The 21,394-nt window shown below is 70.7% G+C and carries 21 protein-coding genes; 10 read left to right on the top strand and 11 right to left on the bottom strand.

All coding sequences use genetic code 11. The features are described 5' to 3' along the window. Positions 1–4: 4 nt before the first annotated feature. On the bottom strand, positions 5–706 hold the full coding sequence (locus tag ACZ7GX_RS03555; protein ID WP_498772418.1) for an MBL fold metallo-hydrolase: 702 nt from the start codon (positions 704–706) through the stop codon (positions 5–7). Positions 707–851: 145 nt separating this feature from the next. Between ACZ7GX_RS03555 and ACZ7GX_RS03550 the strand changes: the two genes are divergently transcribed. The 6 genes from ACZ7GX_RS03550 (at position 852) to ACZ7GX_RS03525 (ending at position 7,157) form a co-directional block, all read left to right on the top strand. Continuing rightward, positions 852–1,712: a peptidylprolyl isomerase gene (locus ACZ7GX_RS03550; RefSeq protein WP_498772416.1), complete on the top strand. Its 861-nt coding sequence runs from the start codon at positions 852–854 to the stop codon at positions 1,710–1,712. 228 nt (positions 1,713–1,940) lie between these two features. Continuing rightward, positions 1,941–2,192 (top strand): hypothetical protein, encoded by a 252-nt coding sequence (locus ACZ7GX_RS03545; RefSeq protein WP_498772414.1) that lies wholly within the window; start codon positions 1,941–1,943, stop codon positions 2,190–2,192. Positions 2,193–2,194: 2 nt separating this feature from the next. Further along, positions 2,195–3,535 carry a DegT/DnrJ/EryC1/StrS family aminotransferase gene (locus tag ACZ7GX_RS03540; RefSeq protein WP_498772412.1) on the top strand — a complete coding sequence of 447 codons (1,341 nt, stop codon included), beginning with the start codon at positions 2,195–2,197 and terminating at the stop codon, positions 3,533–3,535. Positions 3,536–3,551: 16 nt separating this feature from the next. Further along, positions 3,552–4,592: a Gfo/Idh/MocA family protein gene (locus ACZ7GX_RS03535; RefSeq protein ID WP_498772410.1), complete on the top strand. Its 1,041-nt coding sequence runs from the start codon at positions 3,552–3,554 to the stop codon at positions 4,590–4,592. A 52-nt stretch (positions 4,593–4,644) separates the two neighbouring features. Beyond that, positions 4,645–5,994, top strand: coding sequence for a DegT/DnrJ/EryC1/StrS family aminotransferase (locus ACZ7GX_RS03530; RefSeq protein ID WP_498772408.1), 1,350 nt, complete (start codon positions 4,645–4,647; stop codon positions 5,992–5,994). After that, complete coding sequence (locus ACZ7GX_RS03525; RefSeq protein ID WP_498772406.1) at positions 5,991–7,157, top strand: MFS transporter; 1,167 nt, start codon at positions 5,991–5,993, stop codon at positions 7,155–7,157. Before ACZ7GX_RS03530 ends, ACZ7GX_RS03525 begins: the two co-directional genes overlap by 4 nt. A 36-nt stretch (positions 7,158–7,193) precedes the next feature. On the opposite strand, the gene ACZ7GX_RS03520 is transcribed toward ACZ7GX_RS03525, so the two are convergent. The 3 genes from ACZ7GX_RS03520 to ACZ7GX_RS03510 all read right to left on the bottom strand — a co-directional run bounded on the left by ACZ7GX_RS03520 (position 7,194) and on the right by ACZ7GX_RS03510 (position 10,675). Beyond that, positions 7,194–9,494: a RelA/SpoT family protein gene (locus ACZ7GX_RS03520; protein WP_498772404.1), complete on the bottom strand. Its 2,301-nt coding sequence runs from the start codon at positions 9,492–9,494 to the stop codon at positions 7,194–7,196. Positions 9,495–9,618: 124 nt separating this feature from the next. Beyond that, complete coding sequence (locus ACZ7GX_RS03515) at positions 9,619–9,822, bottom strand: DUF397 domain-containing protein (protein ID WP_498772402.1); 204 nt, start codon at positions 9,820–9,822, stop codon at positions 9,619–9,621. Next, the gene (locus ACZ7GX_RS03510; protein WP_498772809.1) at positions 9,815–10,675 is read right to left on the bottom strand and encodes a helix-turn-helix domain-containing protein; all 861 of its coding nucleotides are present in this window, start codon (positions 10,673–10,675) and stop codon (positions 9,815–9,817) included. The genes ACZ7GX_RS03515 and ACZ7GX_RS03510 overlap by 8 nt, the downstream gene beginning before the upstream one ends. A 119-nt stretch (positions 10,676–10,794) precedes the next feature. Here ACZ7GX_RS03510 and ACZ7GX_RS03505 point away from each other — a divergent pair, with 119 nt between their 5' ends. Beyond that, positions 10,795–11,529, top strand: coding sequence for a hypothetical protein (locus ACZ7GX_RS03505; protein ID WP_498772400.1), 735 nt, complete (start codon positions 10,795–10,797; stop codon positions 11,527–11,529). A gap of 77 nt (positions 11,530–11,606) precedes the next feature. Then, the gene (locus tag ACZ7GX_RS03500; protein ID WP_498772398.1) at positions 11,607–12,791 is read left to right on the top strand and encodes an HNH endonuclease signature motif containing protein; all 1,185 of its coding nucleotides are present in this window, start codon (positions 11,607–11,609) and stop codon (positions 12,789–12,791) included. Positions 12,792–12,819: 28 nt separating this feature from the next. Here ACZ7GX_RS03500 and ACZ7GX_RS03495 read toward each other — a convergent pair whose 3' ends face one another. The 7 genes from ACZ7GX_RS03495 to ruvC all read right to left on the bottom strand — a co-directional run bounded on the left by ACZ7GX_RS03495 (position 12,820) and on the right by ruvC (position 19,249). After that, on the bottom strand, positions 12,820–13,338 hold the full coding sequence (locus ACZ7GX_RS03495; RefSeq protein ID WP_498772396.1) for an adenine phosphoribosyltransferase: 519 nt from the start codon (positions 13,336–13,338) through the stop codon (positions 12,820–12,822). After that, positions 13,335–14,534: a protein translocase subunit SecF gene (gene secF / locus ACZ7GX_RS03490; RefSeq protein ID WP_498772394.1), complete on the bottom strand. Its 1,200-nt coding sequence runs from the start codon at positions 14,532–14,534 to the stop codon at positions 13,335–13,337. The genes ACZ7GX_RS03495 and secF overlap by 4 nt, the downstream gene beginning before the upstream one ends. Position 14,535: 1 nt before the next feature. Continuing rightward, positions 14,536–16,383 (bottom strand): protein translocase subunit SecD, encoded by a 1,848-nt coding sequence (gene secD, locus ACZ7GX_RS03485; protein ID WP_498772393.1) that lies wholly within the window; start codon positions 16,381–16,383, stop codon positions 14,536–14,538. A gap of 139 nt (positions 16,384–16,522) precedes the next feature. Next, complete coding sequence (gene yajC / locus ACZ7GX_RS03480) at positions 16,523–16,891, bottom strand: preprotein translocase subunit YajC (protein WP_498772391.1); 369 nt, start codon at positions 16,889–16,891, stop codon at positions 16,523–16,525. A gap of 98 nt (positions 16,892–16,989) precedes the next feature. Continuing rightward, positions 16,990–18,045 (bottom strand): Holliday junction branch migration DNA helicase RuvB, encoded by a 1,056-nt coding sequence (ruvB, locus tag ACZ7GX_RS03475; protein WP_498772389.1) that lies wholly within the window; start codon positions 18,043–18,045, stop codon positions 16,990–16,992. Next, on the bottom strand, positions 18,042–18,632 hold the full coding sequence (gene ruvA, locus ACZ7GX_RS03470) for a Holliday junction branch migration protein RuvA (protein ID WP_498772387.1): 591 nt from the start codon (positions 18,630–18,632) through the stop codon (positions 18,042–18,044). Before ruvA ends, ruvB begins: the two co-directional genes overlap by 4 nt. Beyond that, positions 18,629–19,249: a crossover junction endodeoxyribonuclease RuvC gene (gene ruvC / locus ACZ7GX_RS03465; RefSeq protein WP_498772385.1), complete on the bottom strand. Its 621-nt coding sequence runs from the start codon at positions 19,247–19,249 to the stop codon at positions 18,629–18,631. The genes ruvA and ruvC overlap by 4 nt, the downstream gene beginning before the upstream one ends. 178 nt (positions 19,250–19,427) lie before the next feature. Here ruvC and ACZ7GX_RS03460 point away from each other — a divergent pair, with 178 nt between their 5' ends. Both ACZ7GX_RS03460 and ACZ7GX_RS03455 read left to right on the top strand, forming a co-directional pair. Continuing rightward, positions 19,428–20,951, top strand: a complete 1,524-nt coding sequence (locus ACZ7GX_RS03460) for a diguanylate cyclase domain-containing protein (protein ID WP_498772383.1) — start codon at positions 19,428–19,430, stop codon at positions 20,949–20,951. Continuing rightward, on the top strand, positions 20,948–21,394 hold the full coding sequence (locus ACZ7GX_RS03455; protein WP_498772381.1) for a cupin domain-containing protein: 447 nt from the start codon (positions 20,948–20,950) through the stop codon (positions 21,392–21,394). The genes ACZ7GX_RS03460 and ACZ7GX_RS03455 overlap by 4 nt, the downstream gene beginning before the upstream one ends.

The raw sequence follows: 21,394 nt of genomic DNA, 5'->3' as shown, positions 1-21,394 counted from the left end.
GTCTCTACAGTCCTCGGTGCGGTGCGGCCGGCGCGCCCGGTGAGGCCAGTTCCAGCAGGAACGGGTTGCTCACGCGCTCGCGACCGATGGTCGTCGTCGGTCCGTGGCCGGGCAGGACCACCGTGTCGTCGGCCAACGTCAGCACCTTCGTGCGCAGCGACGTCAGGATCTCGCGGTGGTTGCCGCCCGGCAGGTCGGTGCGTCCGATGGAGCCCGCGAAGAGGGTGTCGCCGGACAGCACGAGCCGTCCGCCCTCCTCGGTGCCGGTCCGGAACATCACCGACCCGCCGGTATGGCCGGGTGTGTGGTCGACGGTCAGCCGGAGGCCGGCCAGGTCCAGCTCGGCGCCGTCGGTCAGCTCGCGCACCTCGCCCGGCTCCCGCATCTCCAGGTTGCCGCCGAAGGAGGCCCGCGACTGCGCGCTGATGCCCTTGAGCGGGTCGGCCAGCATCTCGCGGTCGTCGGGGTGGATCCACGCGGGGATGTCGTTGCCGTCGCAGACGGGCGCGACGGAGAACGTGTGGTCGAAGTGCCCGTGCGTGAGCAGCACGGCGACCGGGGAGAGCCGGTGCTCGCGCAACGCCTCGGCGACCCGCTCGGCCGCGCCCTGGCCCGGATCGACCACCACGCACGGCCCGCCCGCGCCCGTGGCCAGCACGAAGCAGTTGGCCATCAGAGCGCCGGTCGGGAACCCGATCACCAGCACGGGATCACCTCTCGACGGCAACGGATCGACAACGGATCGCTGTGGACCACGCCGAGCAGCCTATCCGGCATACACCAGTCACATACCCGCCCCCTAGACTGCTGACCGATCGTCGCCGTCGACGCAGAGATCAGGGAGGTTGCAGGTGCCGACCAACGTGCAGCGCCGCGAGCAGGCCAAGCGGAAGCTGGAACGCCAGCTCGTCCGCAGGGCGGAGCGCGCGAAGCGGCGCCGGGTGATCGCGGTCGTCGCGACGGCGGTCACCGTCGTCGTCATCGCGGGCGGTGTGTACTTCCTCGCCACGACCGACTTCAGCAGCACCGGCGACGACGCCGCCGCCAGCTCGACCACCCCGGCCCCGATCGAGATCCCGACCGAGGTGAAGGCGCTGCCCACGCGCCCGACGCCCATCGCGGACCCGGCCACGTGCGAGTACCGGCCGTCGACGGAGCCCGCGTCCAAGGAGGGCACCAAGGCCCCCGAGGCGAGCGCCCCCGCGACCGGCACCGCCACCGCCACCATCAAGGCCAACATCGGCGAGCTGAAGCTGACCCTGGACCGCGCCCTGGCGCCGTGCGCCGTGAACAGCTTCGTCAGCCTGGTCAAGCAGGGCTACTACGACGGCAGCACGTGCCACCGCATCGGCACCGAGGGCCTGCAGATGCTGCAGTGCGGCGACCCGACGGGCACCGGCACCGGCGGCCCCGGCTACACGTTCGACAACGAGACGTGGCCGGAGCTGACCTACGGCCGCGGCTACCTGGCCATGGCGAACGCCGGCCTCGACCAGGCGACGCAGAAGGGCACCAACGGCAGCCAGTTCTTCATCGTCTACGGCGATGCCCAGCTGTCGCCCGACTACACCGTCTTCGGCAGCCTCGACGAGGCCGGTCTCAAGTTGATCGACGAGGTGGCCCGCGCGGGCCACGACGGCGCGTTCGACCCGAGCCCCGGCGGCGGCAAGCCGAACAAGGAAGTCAAGTTCGAGTCGGTCGCGGTCGCTTAACCCCTGCGACGGCAGCCACCCGGACACGAAGGGGCCCGCTACTCGGGAGAGGAGTAGCGGGCCCCTTCGTCTTCCCCGTCGGCCCCGGTGAGGCCGACATCCTCGGATGGTCCCACCGGCCCCTTACGTTTCGCTGACGCGCCCGCGGCCCGGTCCTTGAAGGAGGATCGGGCCGCGGGCGCTTCGTGCGTCCGGGCAGGACATTTTCTCCATACCAGGCGACGTGAAATGACGGTGATCGCGCGGGAATTGATCAGCGCGTTTCGCGTATTCCAAGCGGACCGGGCAGAAACGAATCCCGCAGTGGCGTTTGTGCCGTTCGGGAGCGGGGAAACACTGTCTCGTCATGAAGCCAAGGACGAGGTCTGGGGACCGAAGATCACCTCTGCGTCCAATTCGGACAGCCCGCCCGGCGTGAATGCCGACCAAGTGATCGGCGCGCCGGCGCACCTTGGCAGAAATTCCGACCTCCGGGACTGACCATGAGAAATCTTGACGAACTCCCGGTCGCCCTCGGCGGACCCCCGGTCCGCGATCCGGGATCGGCCACGCGCACGCCGATAATCACCGGTGCGGACCGGTCGCGCGTCGTCTCCTACTTGCGGGCGGCGGATTTCCAACCCGCGTCCCAGGCGCTCAGCGCGCCGTGCGAAGCCGAGCCGCTCCTGCTGCCCGTCGGGTCGCTGGGCGCGGAGCAGGAGGCCCTCTCCCGGGAATTCACCCAGGTCCACGGCAATGGCGCGAACGACTTCCACAGCATCCCCGTGAGCAACGGGACCAGGGCGATCGCGCTGGCGCTGACCGCGATCTCCGCTCACGCGCGACGGCTCGGGCTGAGGAAGCCGGTAGTCGGGGACAACGTGATCGTCCCCGCCCTGACGTGGAGCGCCACGGCGACCGCCGCGCTCGAGAAGGGCTTCGTGCCGCGCTTGGCCGACGTCGACGAGCAGACCCTCTGCCTGGACCCGTCCTCGGTCGAGGCGCTCGTCGACGACAGGACGTTCGCGATCATCGCGGTGCACCTGTACAACCGGGTCGCCGACCTCGGGGAGCTGAAGCGCATCGCCGACGAGCGCGGGATCGCGTTGATCGAGGACTGCGCGCACGCGCACGGTGCGCGCTACCGGGGTGAGCCCGTCGGCGCCATCGGCACGGCCGGCACCTTCAGCCTCCAGGCCAGCAAGACGCTCACCTGCGGCGAAGGCGGCATGATCACCACGCGGGACGGCCTGCTCGCGGAGCAGCTCTGCTCGCTGGCGAACTGCGGCCGGCCCTGCGGTGACGCCATCGGGATCCCCGCCGGCAACGACCGGCTGCCCGGCCTGTCCGCGGCTCTCGCGCGAGCGCAGCTCGACGAGTTCGAGACGCGCCAGGCGGCGCGGACCGAGGTCTGGCGCCGACTCGACGACCTCGCGACGAGCCTGCCCGGGGTCGACCCGTTCCCGGCTCAGCCGGACGTCGTCGCCCCGACCTACAAGTGGGCCGCCCGCTACCCCCGCGAACAGTGGGGCGGCCTGTCCCCGGACCTGCTGGCGCAGGCCCTCACGGCCGAGCTGGACGTCGAGGTGTCACGGGTCTACGAACCGTTGAACCGCTCGCGCCTGTACCAACCGGCGGAAGACCCGCTGATCGGGACCGTGCACGGGACCGACGAACTCGACCCGAGCCGGTACGACTGCCCCGTGGCGGCACGCCTGTACGAGTCGGTCCTGGTCATCGAACACGCCGCCGCGTTGAGCGACGACTTCGTCGAGTCGTACGCCGTCGCGGTGCGGAAGGTCCACGAACACGCGAAACGAATAGCACACTCGCCGACTCGATAGGATCGGGACGCCAGCCGTGAAGAAACTCAAAGCCGGAATCATTGGATGCGGGCAGATGGCGCACAACCACGCGTCCGCGTACCAGGAAATACCGGGAGTGGAACTGGTCGCGGCACACGATCGGGACGCCCCGCGCGCCGAGCGGATGTGCGCGACCTTCGGCATCAGGCAACTCGGACTTCGCGAACTGCTCGACGCGGTGGACGTCGTCAGCATCTGCACCTGGCCGGCGTCGCACTGCGCGCTCACCCTGGAAGCCCTTCAGGCGGGCAAGCACGTCATGTGCGAAAAACCACCCGCGACCAACGTGGCAGAAGCCGCCCGGATGGCGGAGGCGGCCGACGAGCGAGGACTGGTCCTCACCTACGGACTGCTGTACCGGCACGTCTTCCGGGACTGCGTGGAAATCGTCCGGGCGGTCGGTCAGCCACTCAGGATCACCGGCAGGTGGCTGCGCCGCCGAGGCTTCCCGCAGTGGAGCCCGGCCGGATTCCGGGAGAGCGCGGGAGGCGCCCTGACCGACCTGGGTGTGCACGTGCTCGACCTCTCCTGGTACCTGATGAACTGCCCGGACCCCGTCGCGGTCGAGGCCACGACCTGGAACCACGTGCCGCCGGAACCGGACCGGGACGCGACCGACAACGCCTCGCTGACCGTTCGGATGGGCAACGGGTCCACCGCGACCGTCGCGGTGGCGTACGCGTCCCACACCCTCGTCGGAGAGGAAACCCACCTGGAGGTGGAAGGGCCGCTCGGACGACTGCGGCTGCCCATGCCGACGCACCAGACCGCCATGGCGCCGGACCTGCTCCCCCGGTTCCACGGCTCCGCCGCGCCGCTCGCCCGCGCACGGCCGAGACTGGTCCGCGAGGCGATCCGCGACCAGCTGGCCAACTTCAGGGACTCCGCGCTGGGGCTCAGCACCGCGGTCGTCACCGCGGACGAAGCCGTCACGCTCCAGCGCATGGTGGACCTGGCCCTGGTGTCGGCGCGGTCCGGCGAGTCGATCGCGATCGGCGGCCCGGTCGAGGAGCGGCTGCCCATCGCGGGCTCTTGAAGTCCGTCCCCAACGCGAAGTCCGCCCACAACGCACAGACAGGAGTGGAGTCATGAGCACGATGCCGGCAGCCCTCGGCGGCGACCCGGTCGTCACAGCGGAGGACGCCCCGATCTGGCCCCTGTCCGGACTGATCGAGACGGCGGCGCTCACCGAGGTCACCGACAGCGGCCAGTGGGTGGGGTTCAGCCACGTCCCGGCGAAGTGGCGGGCAATCCTCGAGCAGGTGGTGGCCGACACCACGGGGTATCGCTACGGCGTCGGCCAGCCCAACGGCACGCTGGCGATCGCCAGTGGCCTCCGCGCACAACTGCGCCGACGTGGCCTGGAGTGGGCCGACGGGCGTGACGAGGTGCTCGTCGCCGACCTGACCCACGCCTCGGCCCACCACGGCGTCCGGTTGGGCGTGGCGGCCGAACTGGGTCGCACGCCGACGCTGGTGCCGATCGACGCACGGCCGGACGCCACGATGGACAGCGAGGTCGTCGCCGACTACCTGGACCGCCACGCCGACCGCGTGCTGGCCGTGGTCCCCGCGACCATGTACGGCAACTTCGGCCCGATCGAGGAGATCGTCGAACTCGGCGAGCGGCACGACGTCGCCGTGCACCACGACAACGCGTTGGGCGGCGCGGCCCGCTACGACGGCCGACCGGCCCCGACCGCCTCCATCTCGGCTCACGGCGAGGGGAAGGCGACCCCGTCGTGCGAGGGCGGGATGGTCGTGGCCTCGGACCCGTACCTGGCGGCGCTCGTCCGGGCGGACACCGATTGCGGCAACGGGCCCGAGCGCGGCGACCCGATCCCGGCCGCCGACCTCGGACCGGTCCCGGCCGGCAACCAGCGGATGGGCGAGCAGCCGGCGGTGCTGATGCTCGTCCAGTGGTTGCGAGCGCTGCACTACCGGTTGCAGGTGCGGGAGAACCGGCGCGTCATCACCGACCTGGTGCGGGATCGCGGGCGGTTCCCCACACCGGTCCTGTGGGTGCCTCCGGTCGACGCCGAGTACCCGCCCTTCTTCTGCCTCTACATGCTGTGCACCGAGGCGCTGGAGGACGAGTGGGGCCTGACGCCGGACGACCTCCGGCTGGCGCTCACCGCGGAGGGCATCTGGGCGGAAGCGGGTTTCACCCCCACTCACCAGGACCCGGCGTGGAGCACCTGCGTCGGTGGCGCGGAGCTCTCCTACCCCGGTTCGACGCTCGTGCACGACCGGGCGATCTTCATCCACAACAAGTTCCTCCGGCACCCCGACTTCCCGGTATGGCTGGACCGGGTCTTCGAGAAGATCCGGGAGCACAAGGGGGATCTGGCCGGCATCGCCGAGAGGTCTCCCGGCTTCACGGCCGACCGGGTGACGAATCCGATCGTGAGGAGCGCCGGCCACCGGAGGGGGCTGTGAAGCAGCGATCCGCACTGTGGCCGATGATCGCGCTGGGCGGGCTGTACTTCGTCAACACGGCGCTGTCGGCGGCGCTCGCGCCCCGCTACGCGGAGATCGTGACGTCCCTCGGCCTGTCCGCCGAGAGCCTGGCGCTGGCCCTCCTCGGCCAGGCGGTCGGCCTGACGGCGGTCGTCCTCACGCTGGCGCCCCGCCTCGCCGACCGCTACGGCGCACGGGCCGCCGCCCGGCTGGGAGCCCTGTCGTTCTGCGTGCTGACGCCGCTGATCGGCCTGGCCGGCTCGTGGACGATGCTGTTCGCGGCCTTCCTGGCCAGCGGGGCGGTCAACGCCTTGCTGGACCTCGGCATGGCCCGCTCCGCCACCGACGCCGAGAAGCAGACCGGCCGCACGCTGATCACCTTCCTCGACATCCCCGCCGCGCTGGGCTCGCTGCTCGGCGCGAGCGCGGGTGCGGCGACCGCCGGGCGGACCGGCGTCGGCCCGTACGCCATCGCGGTGGGGCTCGCGGGGTGCTTCATCGTCCTCGCGGTGTGGCGGTACCTGCCCGCGCCCCGGCGAACCCCGGTGCGCAACGCCGCTCCGAGCCGGAAGGTGCCCGTCACGGCGTTGTGCGTGCTGGCCGCCGCCGGCTTGGGCATGCAGCTCGCGGTGATGGACTGGGCGAGCCTGGTGTTCCGCGAACTGGGCGCCCCGCCGACGATGTACGGGATCGGGAACGTCACCTTCATCGCCGGCGCCACCGTCATCCTCTTCGTCTGCGGTCCGCTGGCCGACCGCTACGGCGCGACGGTCGTCCTGCGGGTCACGGCGGCCGTCGGGATCGTCGGCATGGTGGCCGCGACGTGGTCGGACTCGGTGACGGTCGTCGCGATCGGCCTGGCCATGGCCGGGCTGGGCCTGCAACCCGCCCACCCGTTGGCGCTGAGCGCGGCCGGGCGGGGTTCGGTCAAGGACCAGGCGAAGGTGATCGGGGCGAGCTACGTCGGGATGGCGCTCATGCGGCCCGCGGTCGGAGGGCTGTCGGCCATCACCGGGGTCCAGGTCGCGCTCGGGGTGACGACCGTCGTGCTGGGCCTGCTGGTGCTGCTCCTGGCGGCCAAGGCCGAGAAGGAGCCCTTGGCCGTGGACGAGCCCCGCGCGTCGGACGCGTCGGACGCGTAGGCGCGGTCGGCCGGTCAGAACGCCGACGTCACCCGGTCACGACGCCGACGTCACCCGGTACACGTCGTACACGCCCTCCACGCTGCGAACCGCCTTCAGCACGTGACCGAGGTGCTTCGGGTCGCCCATCTCGAACGAGAACCGCGACACCGCGACCCGGTCCCGCGACGTCGTCACCGACGCCGACAGGATGTTGACCTTCTCGTCGGCGAGCACCTTCGTCACGTCCGACAGCAGCCGGTGCCGGTCCAGCGCCTCCACCTGGATCGCCACCAGGAACACCGAGGACGACGACGGCGCCCACTCGACGTCCAGCAGCCGCTCGGGCGTCTTGAGCAGCTCGTCCGCGTTGGTGCAGTCCGTCCGGTGCACCGACACGCCGCCACCGCGGGTCACGAAGCCGAGGATGTCGTCACCCGGCACGGGCGTGCAGCAGCGCGCCAGCTTGACCCAGACGTCGGCCGCGTCCTTGACGACGACACCCGCGTCGCCGGTGACCCGCCGCCGCGCTACCGTGGACGGCGTCGACCGCTCCGCCAGCTCTTCCTCGGCGTGCTCCACCCCGCCGAGCTGCGCCACCAGCCGCTGCACGACGTGCCGCGCGGACGTGTGCCCCTCCCCCACGGCCGCGTACAGCGCCGACACGTCGGGGTAGTGCAGCTCCTTCGACAGCGCGCCCATCGAGTCGGCCGACACCAGCCTCTGCAACGGGAGCCCGACGCGTCGGACCTCCTTCGCGATGGCGTCCTTGCCGACCTCGATGGCCTCTTCCTTGCGCTCCTTCGCGAACCACTGCTTGATCTTCGCCTTGGCCCTGGGCGAGGCCGCGAACGACAGCCAGTCGCGGGACGGGCCCGCGCCCTCCGCCTTCGAGGTGAAGATCTCGATGACCTCGCCGTTCTCGAGCTTGCGCTCCAGCGCGACGAGCCGACCGTTCACCCGCGCGCCGATGCACCGGTGACCCACCTCGGTGTGCACGGCGTACGCGAAGTCGACCGGCGTGGACCCGGTCGGCAACGTCACCACGTCGCCCTTCGGCGTGAAGACGAAGATCTCCCGCGCGGCCAGGTCGAACCGCAGCGACTCCAGGAACTCGCCGGGGTCGGCGGCCTCGCGCTGCCAGTCGAGCAGCTGGCGCATCCAGGCCATCTCGTCGACCTCGACGCCCTTGCCGCTGTGCGTGCCGCGCGTCTCCTTGTACCGCCAGTGCGCCGCGATGCCGTACTCGGCGGTCCGGTGCATGTCGTAGGTGCGGATCTGCACTTCCAGCGGCTTGCCGTCCGGTCCGATGACCGTCGTGTGCAACGACTGGTACACCCCGAACCGGGGCTGCGCGATGTAGTCCTTGAACCGGCCCGGCATCGGCTGCCACAGCGCGTGCACGACACCCATCGCCGCGTAGCAGTCGCGGACCTCGTCCACCTGGATGCGCACGCCCACCAGGTCGTGGATGTCGTCGAAGTCCCGACCGCGCACGATCATCTTCTGGTGGATCGAGTAGTAGTGCTTGGGCCTGCCCTCGACCTTGGCCGTGATCTGGGCCGCCGCCATCTGCTGGGACAGCTCGGTGATCACCCCGCCCAGGTACGTGTCGCGCGACGGCGCGCGGTTGGCCACCAGGCGCACGATCTCGTCGTACTTCTTCGGCTGGAGGATCGCGAACGCCAGGTCCTCGAGCTCCCACTTCACCGTCGCCATGCCGAGGCGGTGCGCCAGCGGCGCCAGCACCTCCAGCGTCTCGCGCGCCTTGCGGGCCTGCTTCTCCGGCGGGAGGAACCGCATGGTGCGCATGTTGTGCAGCCGGTCGGCGAGCTTGATGACCAGCACCCGGGGGTCCTTGGCCATGGCGATGACCATCTTGCGGATGGTCTCCGCCTCGGCCGCCGCGCCGAGCTTGACCTTGTCGAGCTTGGTGACGCCGTCCACGAGGAGCGAGACCTCGGTGCCGAAGTCGACCCGCAGCTGGTCCAGCGAGTAGTCGGTGTCCTCCACCGTGTCGTGCAGGAGGGCGGCGACCAGCGTGGTGGTGTCCATGCCCAGCTCGGCCAGGATCGTCGCCACGGCGAGCGGGTGCGTGATGTAGGGGTCGCCGGACTTGCGCCGCTGCGGGCGGTGCTTCTCCTCCGCCACGTCGTAGGCGTGCTGGAGCAGCGCCAGGTCGGCCTTCGGGTGCAGGTCGCGGTGGACGGCGGCCAGCGGTTCGAGCACCTGCTTGACCGGCGCGGCGCGCTGGGCGGTGATCCGACGTGCCAGCCGCGCGCGCACGCGCCTCGTCGCCGACGGCGGCCGTGCGGGCACGGGCTGCGACGTCTGGGCGGGTTCGGTGTCCTGGCTCAACCACGCTCCTCGGGTCTAGGAACCGAGGATAACTCCGTTGAGGGCCCGACCCCGGCGACGAGCCGATGAGCGGTGCAGTTCACACGACGAGCAGCACCTGTCAATCAGCGCGACCGGTCGGGTTTCACCAGCCTGAACCCGCCGTCTGGTCGCTCTTGAGACCCGCCAGGAACGCCGCGAAGCTCGTCCGGGGGAACCTCAACTGCCCCGCTTCCGGCTGCTTGCTGTCCCGAACGGCGGTCGACTCGACGGTCACGGACAGCTCGACGCAGTCCGGCTGGGTGGAGCTGTAGGTCGACTTCCGCCACCGATCCTGCTGGTCAGGCATACCTGGCGTCCCTCACTTCTCGGATGCACTTCGCGGATTGCTTCGGATCGAGCGCCAGCCGGGCCACGTCGTCCCAAGCCTCGACCAGCCTGCTCACCATCCGCTCATTCTCCACGACCTTGATCCCGCTGTGGCCCTCCACGTAGACCGAGAGCGGTTCCTCGGGCTCGGGGTAGTCGAGCAGGGTCAACGCGCCGAACTGCGGGCCATAGGCACCGGTGTCGAAGGAGACGATCTGAAGGGTGACGTTGTCCTGCTGGGCGACCGTCAACAGGTGCGTCAACTGCTCATACATCAGCTCACGGCCTCCGACCACGCGGTACAGCGCCGCTTCGTCGATCAGCGCGTGCAGCTGGAGCGGGTTGACCGCACGGGAGAGCAAGCCTTGGCGATCACCACGCTCGGCAGCCGCTTGGGCGGTCCACCCCTTGCCCGCGGTCAACGCGGGAGCGCCTCGACCCATCTCTTCGGCGTAGCTGCCGAGCTGGAGGATTCCCGGAATCATGGTCGGGTCGAGTGAGCGTTCCGCGGTCGCCTCTCCTTCGTCCATCCGGAACCGCAGGTAACCCGGCGAGAGAGCGGAGGCGTGCTCGACCACCACCGCGTCCACGTTCGCGCGTTCCCAGAGCGCGGTGCCCTCACCCAGCTCCTCATCGGTCGCCTTGAGGACCATCATGATCGCCAGGAACGTCGGGTAACGCGGCAGGTGGTCGCCGGACAGCAGTCGGTTGACCGTGTCCTTCGACGTCTTGACCAGGTCCGCGACCTCGGCGGGCTTGAGCCCTGCCCGTTCCACGATCGGTTTGACGTGTCGGCCGAGCCTTCGCTTGGCACGCGTGGTTCCTACCGCCATGACGATCACCTTAGCCACTGTGCGTAGTCGACTTGCACGCAGAGTTCACCGTATTGCTTGCCAGAGGTTTGCGCGCCGCAAACTATAGGGTGGCACGCACGACGGAGAACGTAGACCAAGTGGCGGAGCGCCTCCGCTGCCAGTGGCTGGAGGTGCCGCACAGCTACGGCTTGGCGGCCACGCTGGAGGTGCACCGCGCGACCCTCGCCCTCGCCGAGCGCCACCCCCTCTCGGAGTCCGCCGCCGTCCCGCTGGAGGTCGCCGCGCAGGTCTACGCCCGCATGCGCCTCTTCCAAGCCGCCACCACCATGGCCACGCGCGCGGTCGAGATCCGCCGGGACCTCTGCCTCGAACTGGCCACCGAGGACCGGCTCGCCCACCACGCCTTCGCCCTCGACCTGCTGGCGAGCATCTACCGCGCCCGCGGCATGGCCGACGCCATCACCGGGTGCCTCGTCCAACTGGTCGAGATGCACTTCACGTGCGAGAACAACGCCGGCGTCGCGTGGGCCGTCCGCGAACTCGGCGCGCACGCGCTCCTGACGGGCGACCTGGACAACGCGGTCGCGAAGTTCACCCGGGCCGACGAGCTCTACGCCGAGTACGACGCCGACACCGGGATCGCCGAGGAGCGCGGCGAGTGCCGCGTGCTGCTCGGACGGGCCCGGCTGGCCCAGGGCGACCGCGAATCGGCGCTGCTCTGGTTCAAGCGGGCGGCCGACGACTTCACCATCGCGGGGGCCGACGCGCTCGTGCTCGAAGCGGAAGCCCTCCAGACCGCCGTGCACTCCTCGACCGAGCCGCCCGAGCCGGACCTGCTCGTGATCGGCGACTTCGGCGTCGCCCACTGGTAGGCGAAAGTCTTTATGCTGCAACGGTTTCACTTGATCGAGCGATGCCGGCCGAATGCTCGTTCGAATATCATTTGGTCATGGACACATCGCCCGCGCTGCTCACCGAGGACGGCCTCTTCGCCGCCGTCACCTCGGTCGAGGCATCCCTGCGGGCGTTGCACCGGCGGCGATTGGAACTGCTGGCCGAGGTGCTCCGGTGCGGCTACGACGTGGACTCGTTCCGACACCTGGCACGGGCGAACCCCGCCGAGATGAAGCAGTGGATCGCGCAGGTCGCGTTGTTCCTGCCCTCGATCACCCCCACCGGCCAACCGCTGCCGCCCTCGCACCCGGAGGTCGGTGCGGCGTTGGCCGAGCACGAGTTGTCCGATGCTCATCTGCGGGAGTTGACCCGGGCGATCACCACGCTCAAGCTGCCCGACTCCTCCGAGGCGATCCTGGTCGAGGCCGCCCGCTCCGTCGAACCCCAAGCGGTGCGGCGGCTGGCCGACCGGATCCGGGACCGGATCGACCAGGAGGCGGCCGACGAGTGGGACGAACCCGCCGCCGAACCCGCCGACACCTTGCACGTGCGAGACCTGCCCGGCGGGCGACTGGAGTTCTGGGGCGAACTGTCCGCCGAGACCGGCGCCCGCTTCACCGCGATGCTCGAACCACTCGCCACACCCCGACCCGACGGCCCGAAGGACCGGGCGCACCGGTGGGGCGAGGCGTTCGGCGACCTCGTATCGCTGGCCTCGCGGTCGGGTGACCTGCCCTCCGAAGCCGGGGAACGCCCCCACATCAGCGTCACCCTCGACTTCGAGACGTTGCGGCGCGGCGCGGGGCACGCGGTGCTCGACGGCGACCACTTCTTGAGCGCATCCCAGGCCCGGCGGATCGCCTGCGACGCCAAGGTCATCCCGGTCGTGCTCGGAGCCGGCTCCGAGGTGCTGGACCTGGGGAGGACGAAGCGCACGGTCAGCGTGGCGCAGCGCAAGGCACTGCACGCCAGGGACCGGGGGTGCGCGTACCCGGGCTGCGGCCGACCGCCGAAGTGGTGCGACGCGCACCACGTCCGGCACTGGGCCGACGGCGGCGACACCGACCTCGCCAACATGGTCCTGCTCTGCCGCACCCACCACAGCCTGGTCCACCACTCACGCTGGAGGATCACCATGACCGGCGGAGTGCCCGCGTTCATCCCACCCCGCCACGTCGACCCCGCCCGACTACCCCGCCAGAACCTCCTCCACCGACCACCCACCGCCCTCGCGGCGTGAACCCGGAGCAGGTCGGACGGTGAGCAGGTCAGACGGTCAGCAGGGCGTTGACGTCACGGCCGGCCAGGCGCTCGCGGCCGCCCAAGCCCGGGATCTCCAGGACGACCGAGATACCGGTGACCACGCCACCGGCGCGTTCGACCAGCTCGCACGCCGCCGCGGCGGTGCCGCCGGTCGCCAGCACGTCGTCCACCACGACGACGTGCTGCCCCGGCACGATGGCCTCCGCCGGCAGTTCCAGCGTGGCCGTCCCGTACTCCAGGTCGTAGGACACGCGGTGCGCGACCGAAGGCAGCTTGCCCGGCTTGCGCAGCGGCACGACGCCGTAGTGCCAGCCGTAACCCAGAGCAGCGCCCAGCAGGAAGCCGCGCGACTCGATCGCGGCCACTACCTGGGTGTCCGGGTGGATCTTGTCCTGGAGGGCGTCGACCACGGCGCGCAGCGCGTCCGGGTCGGCAAGGACCGGCGTGAGGTCCCGGAAGACGACCCCCGGCAGGGGGAAGTCCGGGACCTCACGCAGCAGCCCTAGGGCGCGGTCGAGCTTCAACGGTGCTTCTTGCCCGTCGGGCGGCGTCGCGCGTCGCTCGCCTTGCCGGTCCGCGCGGGCACGCCCGCCGCGGCCGCCATGGCCTTCTCCTTGCGCAACTCGGCCTGCAGCGACTCGTCGTCGGTCGACTCCACGATGTCGCCACCGCTGACGACCTCGCCGGTCGCTTCGCCGGTCGCGGCGGCACGGCGGGCCAGGTTGTCCCGACGCGCCTGCACCCGGGCGGCCTGCGCCTTGTACCGGGCGTCGCGCATCTTCAGGTCCACCGCGATCGGGGTCGCGATGTAGATGGACGACAGCGCGCCGATCACGATGCCGGTGAGCTGCACCAGCGCCAGGTCCTTCAGCGTGCCGACGCCGAGCAGGCCGACGCCGATCGCCAGCAGGCCCAGCACCGGCAGCACCGCGATCAACGAGGTGTTGATCGAGCGCATCAGGGTCTGGTTGACCGCCAGGTTCGCGGCCTCGGCGAACGTGCGGCGGGTGAGGCCGAGCAGGCCGCGGGTGTTCTCCCGGACCTTGTCGAACACCACCACCGTGTCGTACAGCGAGAAACCGAGGATGGTGAGCAGACCGATGACCGTGGCCGGCGAGACCTCGAAGCCGACGATCGAGTACACGCCCGCCGTGATCACCACGTCGTGCAGCACCGCGACGAGCGCGGCGAGCGCCATCGACAGCTCGAAGTACAGCGCCAGGAAGATCATCACCGCGACGAAGAACACGAGCAGCGCGATCAGCGCCTGGCTGGTGATCTCACCGCCCCACGAGGCGGACACGGCGCTGTCGCTGATGGCGTCCACGCCGCCGTTGGGCTTCAGGTCCTCGTTGAGCGTGGTCTTGAGCTTCAGGACCTGGTCGGCGTCGAGCGTCTCCGACCGGATCTGGATGGTCGCCGAGTCGCCGGTGCCCACGGTCTGCGTGGCGGCCGGCTCCTTGCCGAGGGCCTTCTCGAACGACTCCTTGGCCTGCTCGACGCCGATCGTGCCGGAGGAGCTGATCGCGGGCATCTGGATCCGCGTGCCACCGGTGAAGTCGATGCCGCGGTTGAAGCCCTTGAACACGATCGACAGGACGCAGATCAGCAGGATGATGCCGAAGATCACGTACCAGCGCTTGCGCTTGCCGACGATGTCGAACGCGCCGTTGCCGACGTAGAGCCGATGGAAAACGTTGCTCTTCTTCGCCTCGGTCACGTCAGACCTCCTTCACAGCGGTGCTCTTCGCACCCGACGGCGCGCGGTCGTCGACAGCGGCCTGGACGGCGCCGCCCAGACCCGAGAGCTTCGGGTTGGACAGGCGCTTCGACTTGGAGATCATGCTGACCAGCGGGTGCGTGACCAGGAAGACCACGACCAGGTCGAGCACGGTCGACATACCCAGGGTGAACGCGAAGCCCTTCACCTGGCCGACGGCGAGCACGTACAGGATGGCCGCGGCGAGGAAGCTGACCATGTCCGCGGACAGGATCGTGCGACGGGAGCGGACCCAGGCGCGCGGCACCGCCGACCGGAACGTCCGGCCCTCTCGCATCTCGTCCTTCAGTCGTTCGAAGAACACCACGAACGAGTCCGCGGTGATACCGATCGACACGATGAAACCGGCGATGCCCGCGAGGTCGAGGGTGAACCCGATCCAGCGGCCGAGCAGCACCAGCACCGCGTAGACGATCACACCGGACAGGACGAGCGACAGGATCGTCAGCACGCCGAGCAGGCGGTAGTAGAACAAGCAGTAGACGAACACCAGCGCGAGGCCGATGCCACCGGCGATCAGGCCGGCCTTCAGCGAGGCGAGGCCCAGCGTCGCGGACACCGTCTCGGCCTCGGAGGCCTCGAACGACAGCGGCAGCGAGCCGTACTTGAGCACGTTGGCGAGGCTGTTCGCCTCGGCCTGGCTGAACTTGCCGCTGATCTGCGTCGAGCCGCCGAGGATGGGCTCGTTGATGTTCGGCGCGGACACGACCTGCGTGTCCAGCACGACGGCGACCTGCTGAGAGACGTTCGCCGAGGTGAACTTGCCCCACTTGTCACCGCCCTCGCCCTTGAAGGTGAGGTCGACGACGAAGCCCGCGCCCTGCGGGTCGGTGCCGGACACCGCGTTGTCGATGTCCTCGCCGCTCAGCCGCGAGTACAGGCTGAAGTCGTCGTCCTTCACGCTGCCGTCGGTCGGCGGGGTGACCGGCGCCAGCACGTACTTCTCGGTGCGGTCCTGGTCGCAGGTCAGCAGCGGCAGCGCCGGGTCGTCGTTGCCGATCAGCGGGTCGACCGCGGGGCAGGTGAACGCGGCGAGCGCCTGGGACACGGTCTGCGCGTCCAGCGTGGTCAGCTGCGGGTCCTGCCGGCAGGTGCGGGACTCCTCGATGGCCCTGGTCGGGTCGTCGGAGTACTGGCCCTGGAAGACCGCGCGGCAGTCGACCTGCGGCTCGGTGGGCGGCTGCTCGCCGGCGGGCGCGTTCGGGTCCGCGGGCGGCGTCGTGGTGTCGGCCGGCGGCGTCGTGGTCGGCTGGCCCTCGAACGCCGGGGCCGGGCGGCCCTGCGCGGTCGTGGTCGGCGCGACGGAGTTCGCGGTCTCGGTCGGCTCCTTGCCCTCGCTCGCGGGGGGCGCGGCCGAGCCCGACGTGGTCGGCGGCGCGCTGCTGGTCGGCTCGGGCTCCGGCGCGTTGGGCACCGGCGAGCCGATGACCTTGCGGAAGTTGAGCTTCGCCGTCTGGCCGAGGCGCTTCGCGCCCTCGCTGTCGGAGCCGGGGACCGTGATCACCAGGTTGGTGCCGTCGCGGATGACCTCGGGACCGGCCACGCCCAGACCGTTGACGCGCGTCTCGATGAGCGTGCGCGCCTGGTTGAGCGACTCCTCCGACGGCGTCTTCCCATCAGGAGCCCGGGCGGTCAACGTGACACGGGTGCCACCCTGGAGGTCGATGCCGAGCTTGGGGGTCGCCTTGCCGTTCCCGGTGAAGAACACCAGGGAGTACAGCGCGACCACGATGAGGACAAATGCGCCCAGGTACTTCGCGGGGCGGATTTGCCCGGCCGGAGGTGCCACGGTCCGTCCGTCTCCTGATAGTTGACAAGGTCAGCGAGGCCGCAGCGTACCCCTGATGGTGTGAGCTGCGCGTCACTGCCTGGAGTCGGCACGTTGACAGTTGCCGGCTCCAGGCGAGGCCTCCGCTGGTTACTTCTGGTTACTTCTTGCTCTCCTGCTGTGCGCGGTCGACGTCCGCGGTCTCGTCCACGACGTCGTCGACATCCTCGACGTCGTCCACGACCGCGTCGGTCTCGGTGTCCACGACAACCTTCTCGCGAATGGCCTGGCGCAGCCAAGTGGTGACGACGCCGTCGGCGATCTCGAGTTCGATCGTGTTGTCTTCGTCGTTCACGCCGGCCACCGTCGCGTACAGCCCGGAGGTGGTCATGACCCGGTCACCCGGCTCCAGGGAGTTCAGCAGCGCCTGCTGTTCGGCGACGGCCCGCTTCTGCTTGCGGGCGCTGAGGAACAGCGGCACCGCGAGCAGCACGAGCAGCAGCGGGAACATCAAGGAGGACAGGTCCATCATTCTCCGATCAACCGGACGGGGCGGGCGCGATCAGCGCCCGGTACGTCCGAATTTCTGGGGTGCCGCTGCCGATTGTGCCAGGTGAGTAATACCGATCACTCGGTGGCGTCGTCGAACAGGGATCGGGTGGCCTCCCCAGGCGCCCGGGGCGGCGGCTGCAGGCCCAGGTGCAGCCACGCCGTGGCGGTGGCGACCCGACCACGGGGCGTGCGCGCCAGCATCCCGGCCCGGACCAGGTACGGCTCGCAGACCTCCTCGACCGTGGTGGGCTCCTCACCCACCGCGACGGCCAGCGTGGAGACGCCGACCGGGCCGCCGCCGAACGAACGGACCAACGCGCCCAGGACCGCCCGGTCCAACCGGTCCAGGCCCAGTTCGTCCACGTCGTAGACCTTCAGGGCGTCCCGGGCGACCTCCAGGGTCACCGCGCCGTCCGCGCGCACCTCTGCGTAGTCCCGAACCCGCCGGAGCAGCCGGTTCGCGATGCGGGGCGTGCCGCGGGACCGGCCCGCGATCTCCCGGCCGCCGTCCTCGCGCAGGTCGACGCCGAGGATCCCGGCGGACCGGCGCAGGATCAGCTCCAGCTCCTCGGGGCTGTAGAACTCCATGTGCCCGGTGAAGCCGAACCGGTCGCGCAGCGGCCCGGTCAGCGCGCCGGAGCGGGTGGTGGCGCCGACCAGCGTGAACGGGGCGATGTCGAGCGGGATGCTGGTCGCGCCGGGGCCCTTGCCGACGACCACGTCGACCCGGAAGTCCTCCATCGCCAGGTAGAGCATCTCCTCGGCGGGCCTGGCCATCCGGTGGATCTCGTCGATGAACAGCACGTCGCCCTCGACCAGGTTCGACAGCATCGCGGCCAGGTCGCCCGCGCGTTCGAGGGCGGGGCCGGAGGTGATGCGCAGGGACGCGCCCAGCTCGGCCGCGATGATCATGGCGAGGCTGGTCTTGCCCAGGCCGGGCGGGCCGGACAGCAGCACGTGGTCGGGCGGCGAGCCGCGTTGCATCGCGCCCTGGAGGACCAGTTCGAGCTGCTCGCGGACCTTCGGCTGGCCGACGAACTCGTGCAGGTCCTTCGGCCGCAGGGTGGTTTCGAGGTCCCGCTCGGCGGGATCCGGCAGCGGGTTGAGGGTGTCGTCCTCGTCGTGGTTCATCGCTTGCGGCCCAGGGCGGCCAGGGAGCGGCGGAGGACCTCGGACGTGCCCAGCGCGCCGTCGGCGGCCAGCACGGCGTCGACGGCCTGCTCGGCCTGCTTGGCCGGGAAGCCGAGGCCGAGCAGCGCCTCGGTGACCTGCGCGCGGACCTGGCCCGCGTCGCCGGTGGCGCTCGGCGCGGGCTCGAGCCGGCCGACCTTGTCGCGCAGCTCGATGATCAGGCGCTCGGCGCCCTTGCGGCCGATGCCGGGCACCTGGGTGAGCACGGTGATGTTGCCCTCGGCCAGGGCGGCGCGCAGCTTGTCCGGCTCCAGCACGGCCAGTGTCGCCAACGCCAGCCGCGGCCCTATCCCGGACACGGTCTGCAGGAGGCCGAACAGCTCGCGGGCGTCGGCGTCGGCGAAGCCGAAGAGGGTCAGCGAGTCCTCGCGCACGACCAGCGCCGTGGCCAGCTGGGTCTCTTCGCCGCGGCGCAGCGTGGCCAGCGTGGCGGGGGTGGCCTGCACGGCGTAGCCGACGCCGCCGACCTCGACGACGACGTGGTCGAGCCCGATGGACAGCACCTGCCCGCGCAGTGACGAGATCACTGACCCTTACCTGCTTCCCGCTTGTCGATCGGTGTGGCCTTGCCCGGTGCGGCCGCTGCCCTCGCACCGGCCTGTGCCAGTTTGGCGCGGTGCGTCCGGGCGATCTCAGCCGCCCTCGCCTGCGCCTCCTCCAGGCGCGACCGCATGGGCGCGCGCCACAGGTGGCAGATGGCCAGCGCGAGCGCGTCGGCGGCGTCGGCGGGCTTCGGCGCGGTCTTGAGGCCGAGCAGCTTGGTGACCATGGCGGTGACCTGGGCCTTGTCCGCCCGCCCGGAACCGGTGACGGCGGCCTTGACCTCGCTCGGCGTGTGGAACACGACCGGCAGGCCGCGGCGGGCCGCCGACAACGCCACCACGCCGCCCGCCTGCGCGGTGCCCATCGCGGTGCGCACGTTGTGCTGGCTGAACACCCGCTCGACGGCCACCACCTGGGGCTGGTAGCGGTCCAGCCACTGCTCGACCGCGTCGGAGAGCTGGAGCAGCCGCCGCGCCAGGTCCTCGTCCGCGGGCGTGCGCACGACGTCCACGGCGACCAGCCGCACGGTCCGGCCGGGACCGCCGTCGACCACCCCGAACCCGCACCGGGTCAGGCCGGGGTCGACTCCGAACACGCGCACGCTGGTCCCCTCAACCGCCGACGAACACCAGTTCGAACCTTAGAGGGTGATCACGGCGGACGGCCCGGTGACACGCGCACGGTGACGAACAGGCACCCCCCGATCGACACAGCGTCACGAGGTCACTACAGTGGCTCGGTCAACTGATCGACTCCAGTGGCGGCATGAGCGGGGTGCCATGACCCTGAGGCGGTTCGGCGTCGTCTCCGTCGCCGTCTGCGCCCTGGTCGTCTGCGTCGTCAGCCTCGTGGTCTCCGGGGTGCTCGACCGGCCGACGTCCGTCGCGATCGACAAGTTCACCCAGTTGCTCGCCTCGGTCGCCGCGATGGTGTCGTACTGGCGGGCCGCGCGGGCGCGGCAGGGGGTGGCGCGCCGCTGGCGGCTGTGGATGGTCGCGGCGATGGCGAGCCTGGCCGTCGGGCTGGCCGTGTGGATCTGGGGCCAGGTGTTCCTCGGGGTGGCGCTGCCCTCGTCCACGCTGGCGCCGATCGGGTTCATGCTCGTGCCCGGGCTGACGCTGTGCGCGGTCCTGGTGCTGGCGCACGGCGGGTCGGGCAAGCTGCCCGGCCACCGCAGCAAGCTGGTCGTCGCGCTGGACGGGCTGATCGTGGTCGGCTCGCTGTTCGTGCTCACGTGGGTGTCGCTGCTGGAGTCGATGGTCCGCGCGTGGGCCACCTCCGGCCCGGGTTTCGCGACCGTCGTGGCGCACCCGGCCGCCTACCTGGTGATGCTGGTCGTGCTGCTGGTGTCGTCGTGGACGCACCGCTCGGTGCGGCAGCTGCCGGTGCTGTTCATCGCGTTGGCGGGCCTGGCGCAGTCGGCGTCGGGCTGGGTGTTCGCGTACCTGGTGAGCAAGGGCGCCACGGCCATCCCGACGGCAGCCGACATCGGGTTCATGGTGTGCCCGGCGTTGTTCTTCCTCAGCTCCATCGCGCCGAGCAACGCCGCGCGGGAGCGGGTCGGCGCGGCCAGGCTGCGCGCGGGCGAGCTGCTGCACCTGCTGGTGCCGTACCTGCCGATGCTGGTCACGGGCCTGTTCATCGTGGTCGGCACGGCGACCGGCGTGCGGCTCAACCCGCTGGAGATCTACGTCGGGCTCGGCGTGGTGCTGCTGGTGATCGCGCGGCAGCTGCTGACGCTGATCGACAACGTGAAGCTGCTGGAGCAGCTGCGGGAGAGCCGGGAACGGCTGCGGCACCAGGCCTACCACGACCCGCTGACGGGGGTGCCGAACCGCGCGCTGTTCCGGGAGCGGCTGGACGCGGCGCTGGCCGGGACGTCGCCGGTGGTGGTGCTGTTCATCGACGTGGACGGGTTCAAGGACGTCAACGACAACTTCGGCCACGCCGAGGGCGACGCGGTGCTGCGGATCGTGGCGTCGCGGTTGCAGGCCTGCGTGCGGTCGCAGGACGTGGTGGCGCGGTTGGGCGGCGACGAGTTCGGCGTGCTGGTCGACGGCTACCCGCAGCCGCCGGAGGAGATCGGGCGGCGGGTGCTCGGCGCGCTGGACGAGCCGCACCGCACGGCGAACGGCTCGCACGTGATCCGGGCGTCGATCGGGATCTCGCACCGCGAGGCGTTCGACCCGTCGTTGACCGCCGACGACCTGCTCGGCACGGCGGACGCGGCGATGTACACGGCGAAGCGGCTCGGCAAGGGGATGGTCGTGGTGCACGGATCGGTGGAGGCGGAGCTGACATGAGCATCGAGGACGTCATCAAGACGCTGGGGATGGTCGAGTTACAGGTCGAGGGAGGGTGGTGGGCGCAGTCGTGGCGCTCGCCCGAGGCGTCCGCGATCTACTACCTGCTGCGGGAGGGCGAGTTCTCCGGCATGCACCGGCTGGACCACCTGGAGATCTACTCCTACCACCGCGGCGCAGCGTTGCGGATGCTGCTGCTGCACCCGGACGGCACGGTGACGACGCCGGTGCTGGGCCCGGACCTCGCCGCGGGCGAACGGCCGCAGGTGGTCGTGCCCGCCGGGGTGTGGCAGGCCTCCGAGCCGGATGGCGACTGGTCGATCGTCGGCACGGTCGTCGTGCCGCCCTACGACGACGACGTGGTCAGCTTCGGCGAGGCCGACACCCTCGCCCCGCTCTACCCCTCGCACGCCGACCTGATCCGCCGCTACTGCCGTTTCTGA

It is taken from the genome of Actinosynnema sp. NPDC037264, from assembly GCF_055603705.1.
This window is presented reverse-complemented; position numbering and strand designations above follow the sequence as displayed.

Coding starts and splice junctions, on each gene's coding strand:
- ACZ7GX_RS03530 (WP_498772408.1), top strand. CDS start 4,645: ATGAGCACGATGCCGGCAGCCCTCGGCGGCGACCCGGTCGTCACAGCG.
- ACZ7GX_RS03460 (WP_498772383.1), top strand. CDS start 19,428: ATGACCCTGAGGCGGTTCGGCGTCGTCTCCGTCGCCGTCTGCGCCCTG.
- ACZ7GX_RS03510 (WP_498772809.1), bottom strand. CDS start 10,675: ATGGCGGTAGGAACCACGCGTGCCAAGCGAAGGCTCGGCCGACACGTC.
- yajC (WP_498772391.1), bottom strand. CDS start 16,891: ATGGACCTGTCCTCCTTGATGTTCCCGCTGCTGCTCGTGCTGCTCGCG.
- ACZ7GX_RS03545 (WP_498772414.1), top strand. CDS start 1,941: ATGACGGTGATCGCGCGGGAATTGATCAGCGCGTTTCGCGTATTCCAA.
- ruvB (WP_498772389.1), bottom strand. CDS start 18,045: ATGAACCACGACGAGGACGACACCCTCAACCCGCTGCCGGATCCCGCC.
- ACZ7GX_RS03540 (WP_498772412.1), top strand. CDS start 2,195: ATGAGAAATCTTGACGAACTCCCGGTCGCCCTCGGCGGACCCCCGGTC.
- ACZ7GX_RS03515 (WP_498772402.1), bottom strand. CDS start 9,822: ATGCCTGACCAGCAGGATCGGTGGCGGAAGTCGACCTACAGCTCCACC.
- ACZ7GX_RS03500 (WP_498772398.1), top strand. CDS start 11,607: ATGGACACATCGCCCGCGCTGCTCACCGAGGACGGCCTCTTCGCCGCC.
- ACZ7GX_RS03455 (WP_498772381.1), top strand. CDS start 20,948: ATGAGCATCGAGGACGTCATCAAGACGCTGGGGATGGTCGAGTTACAG.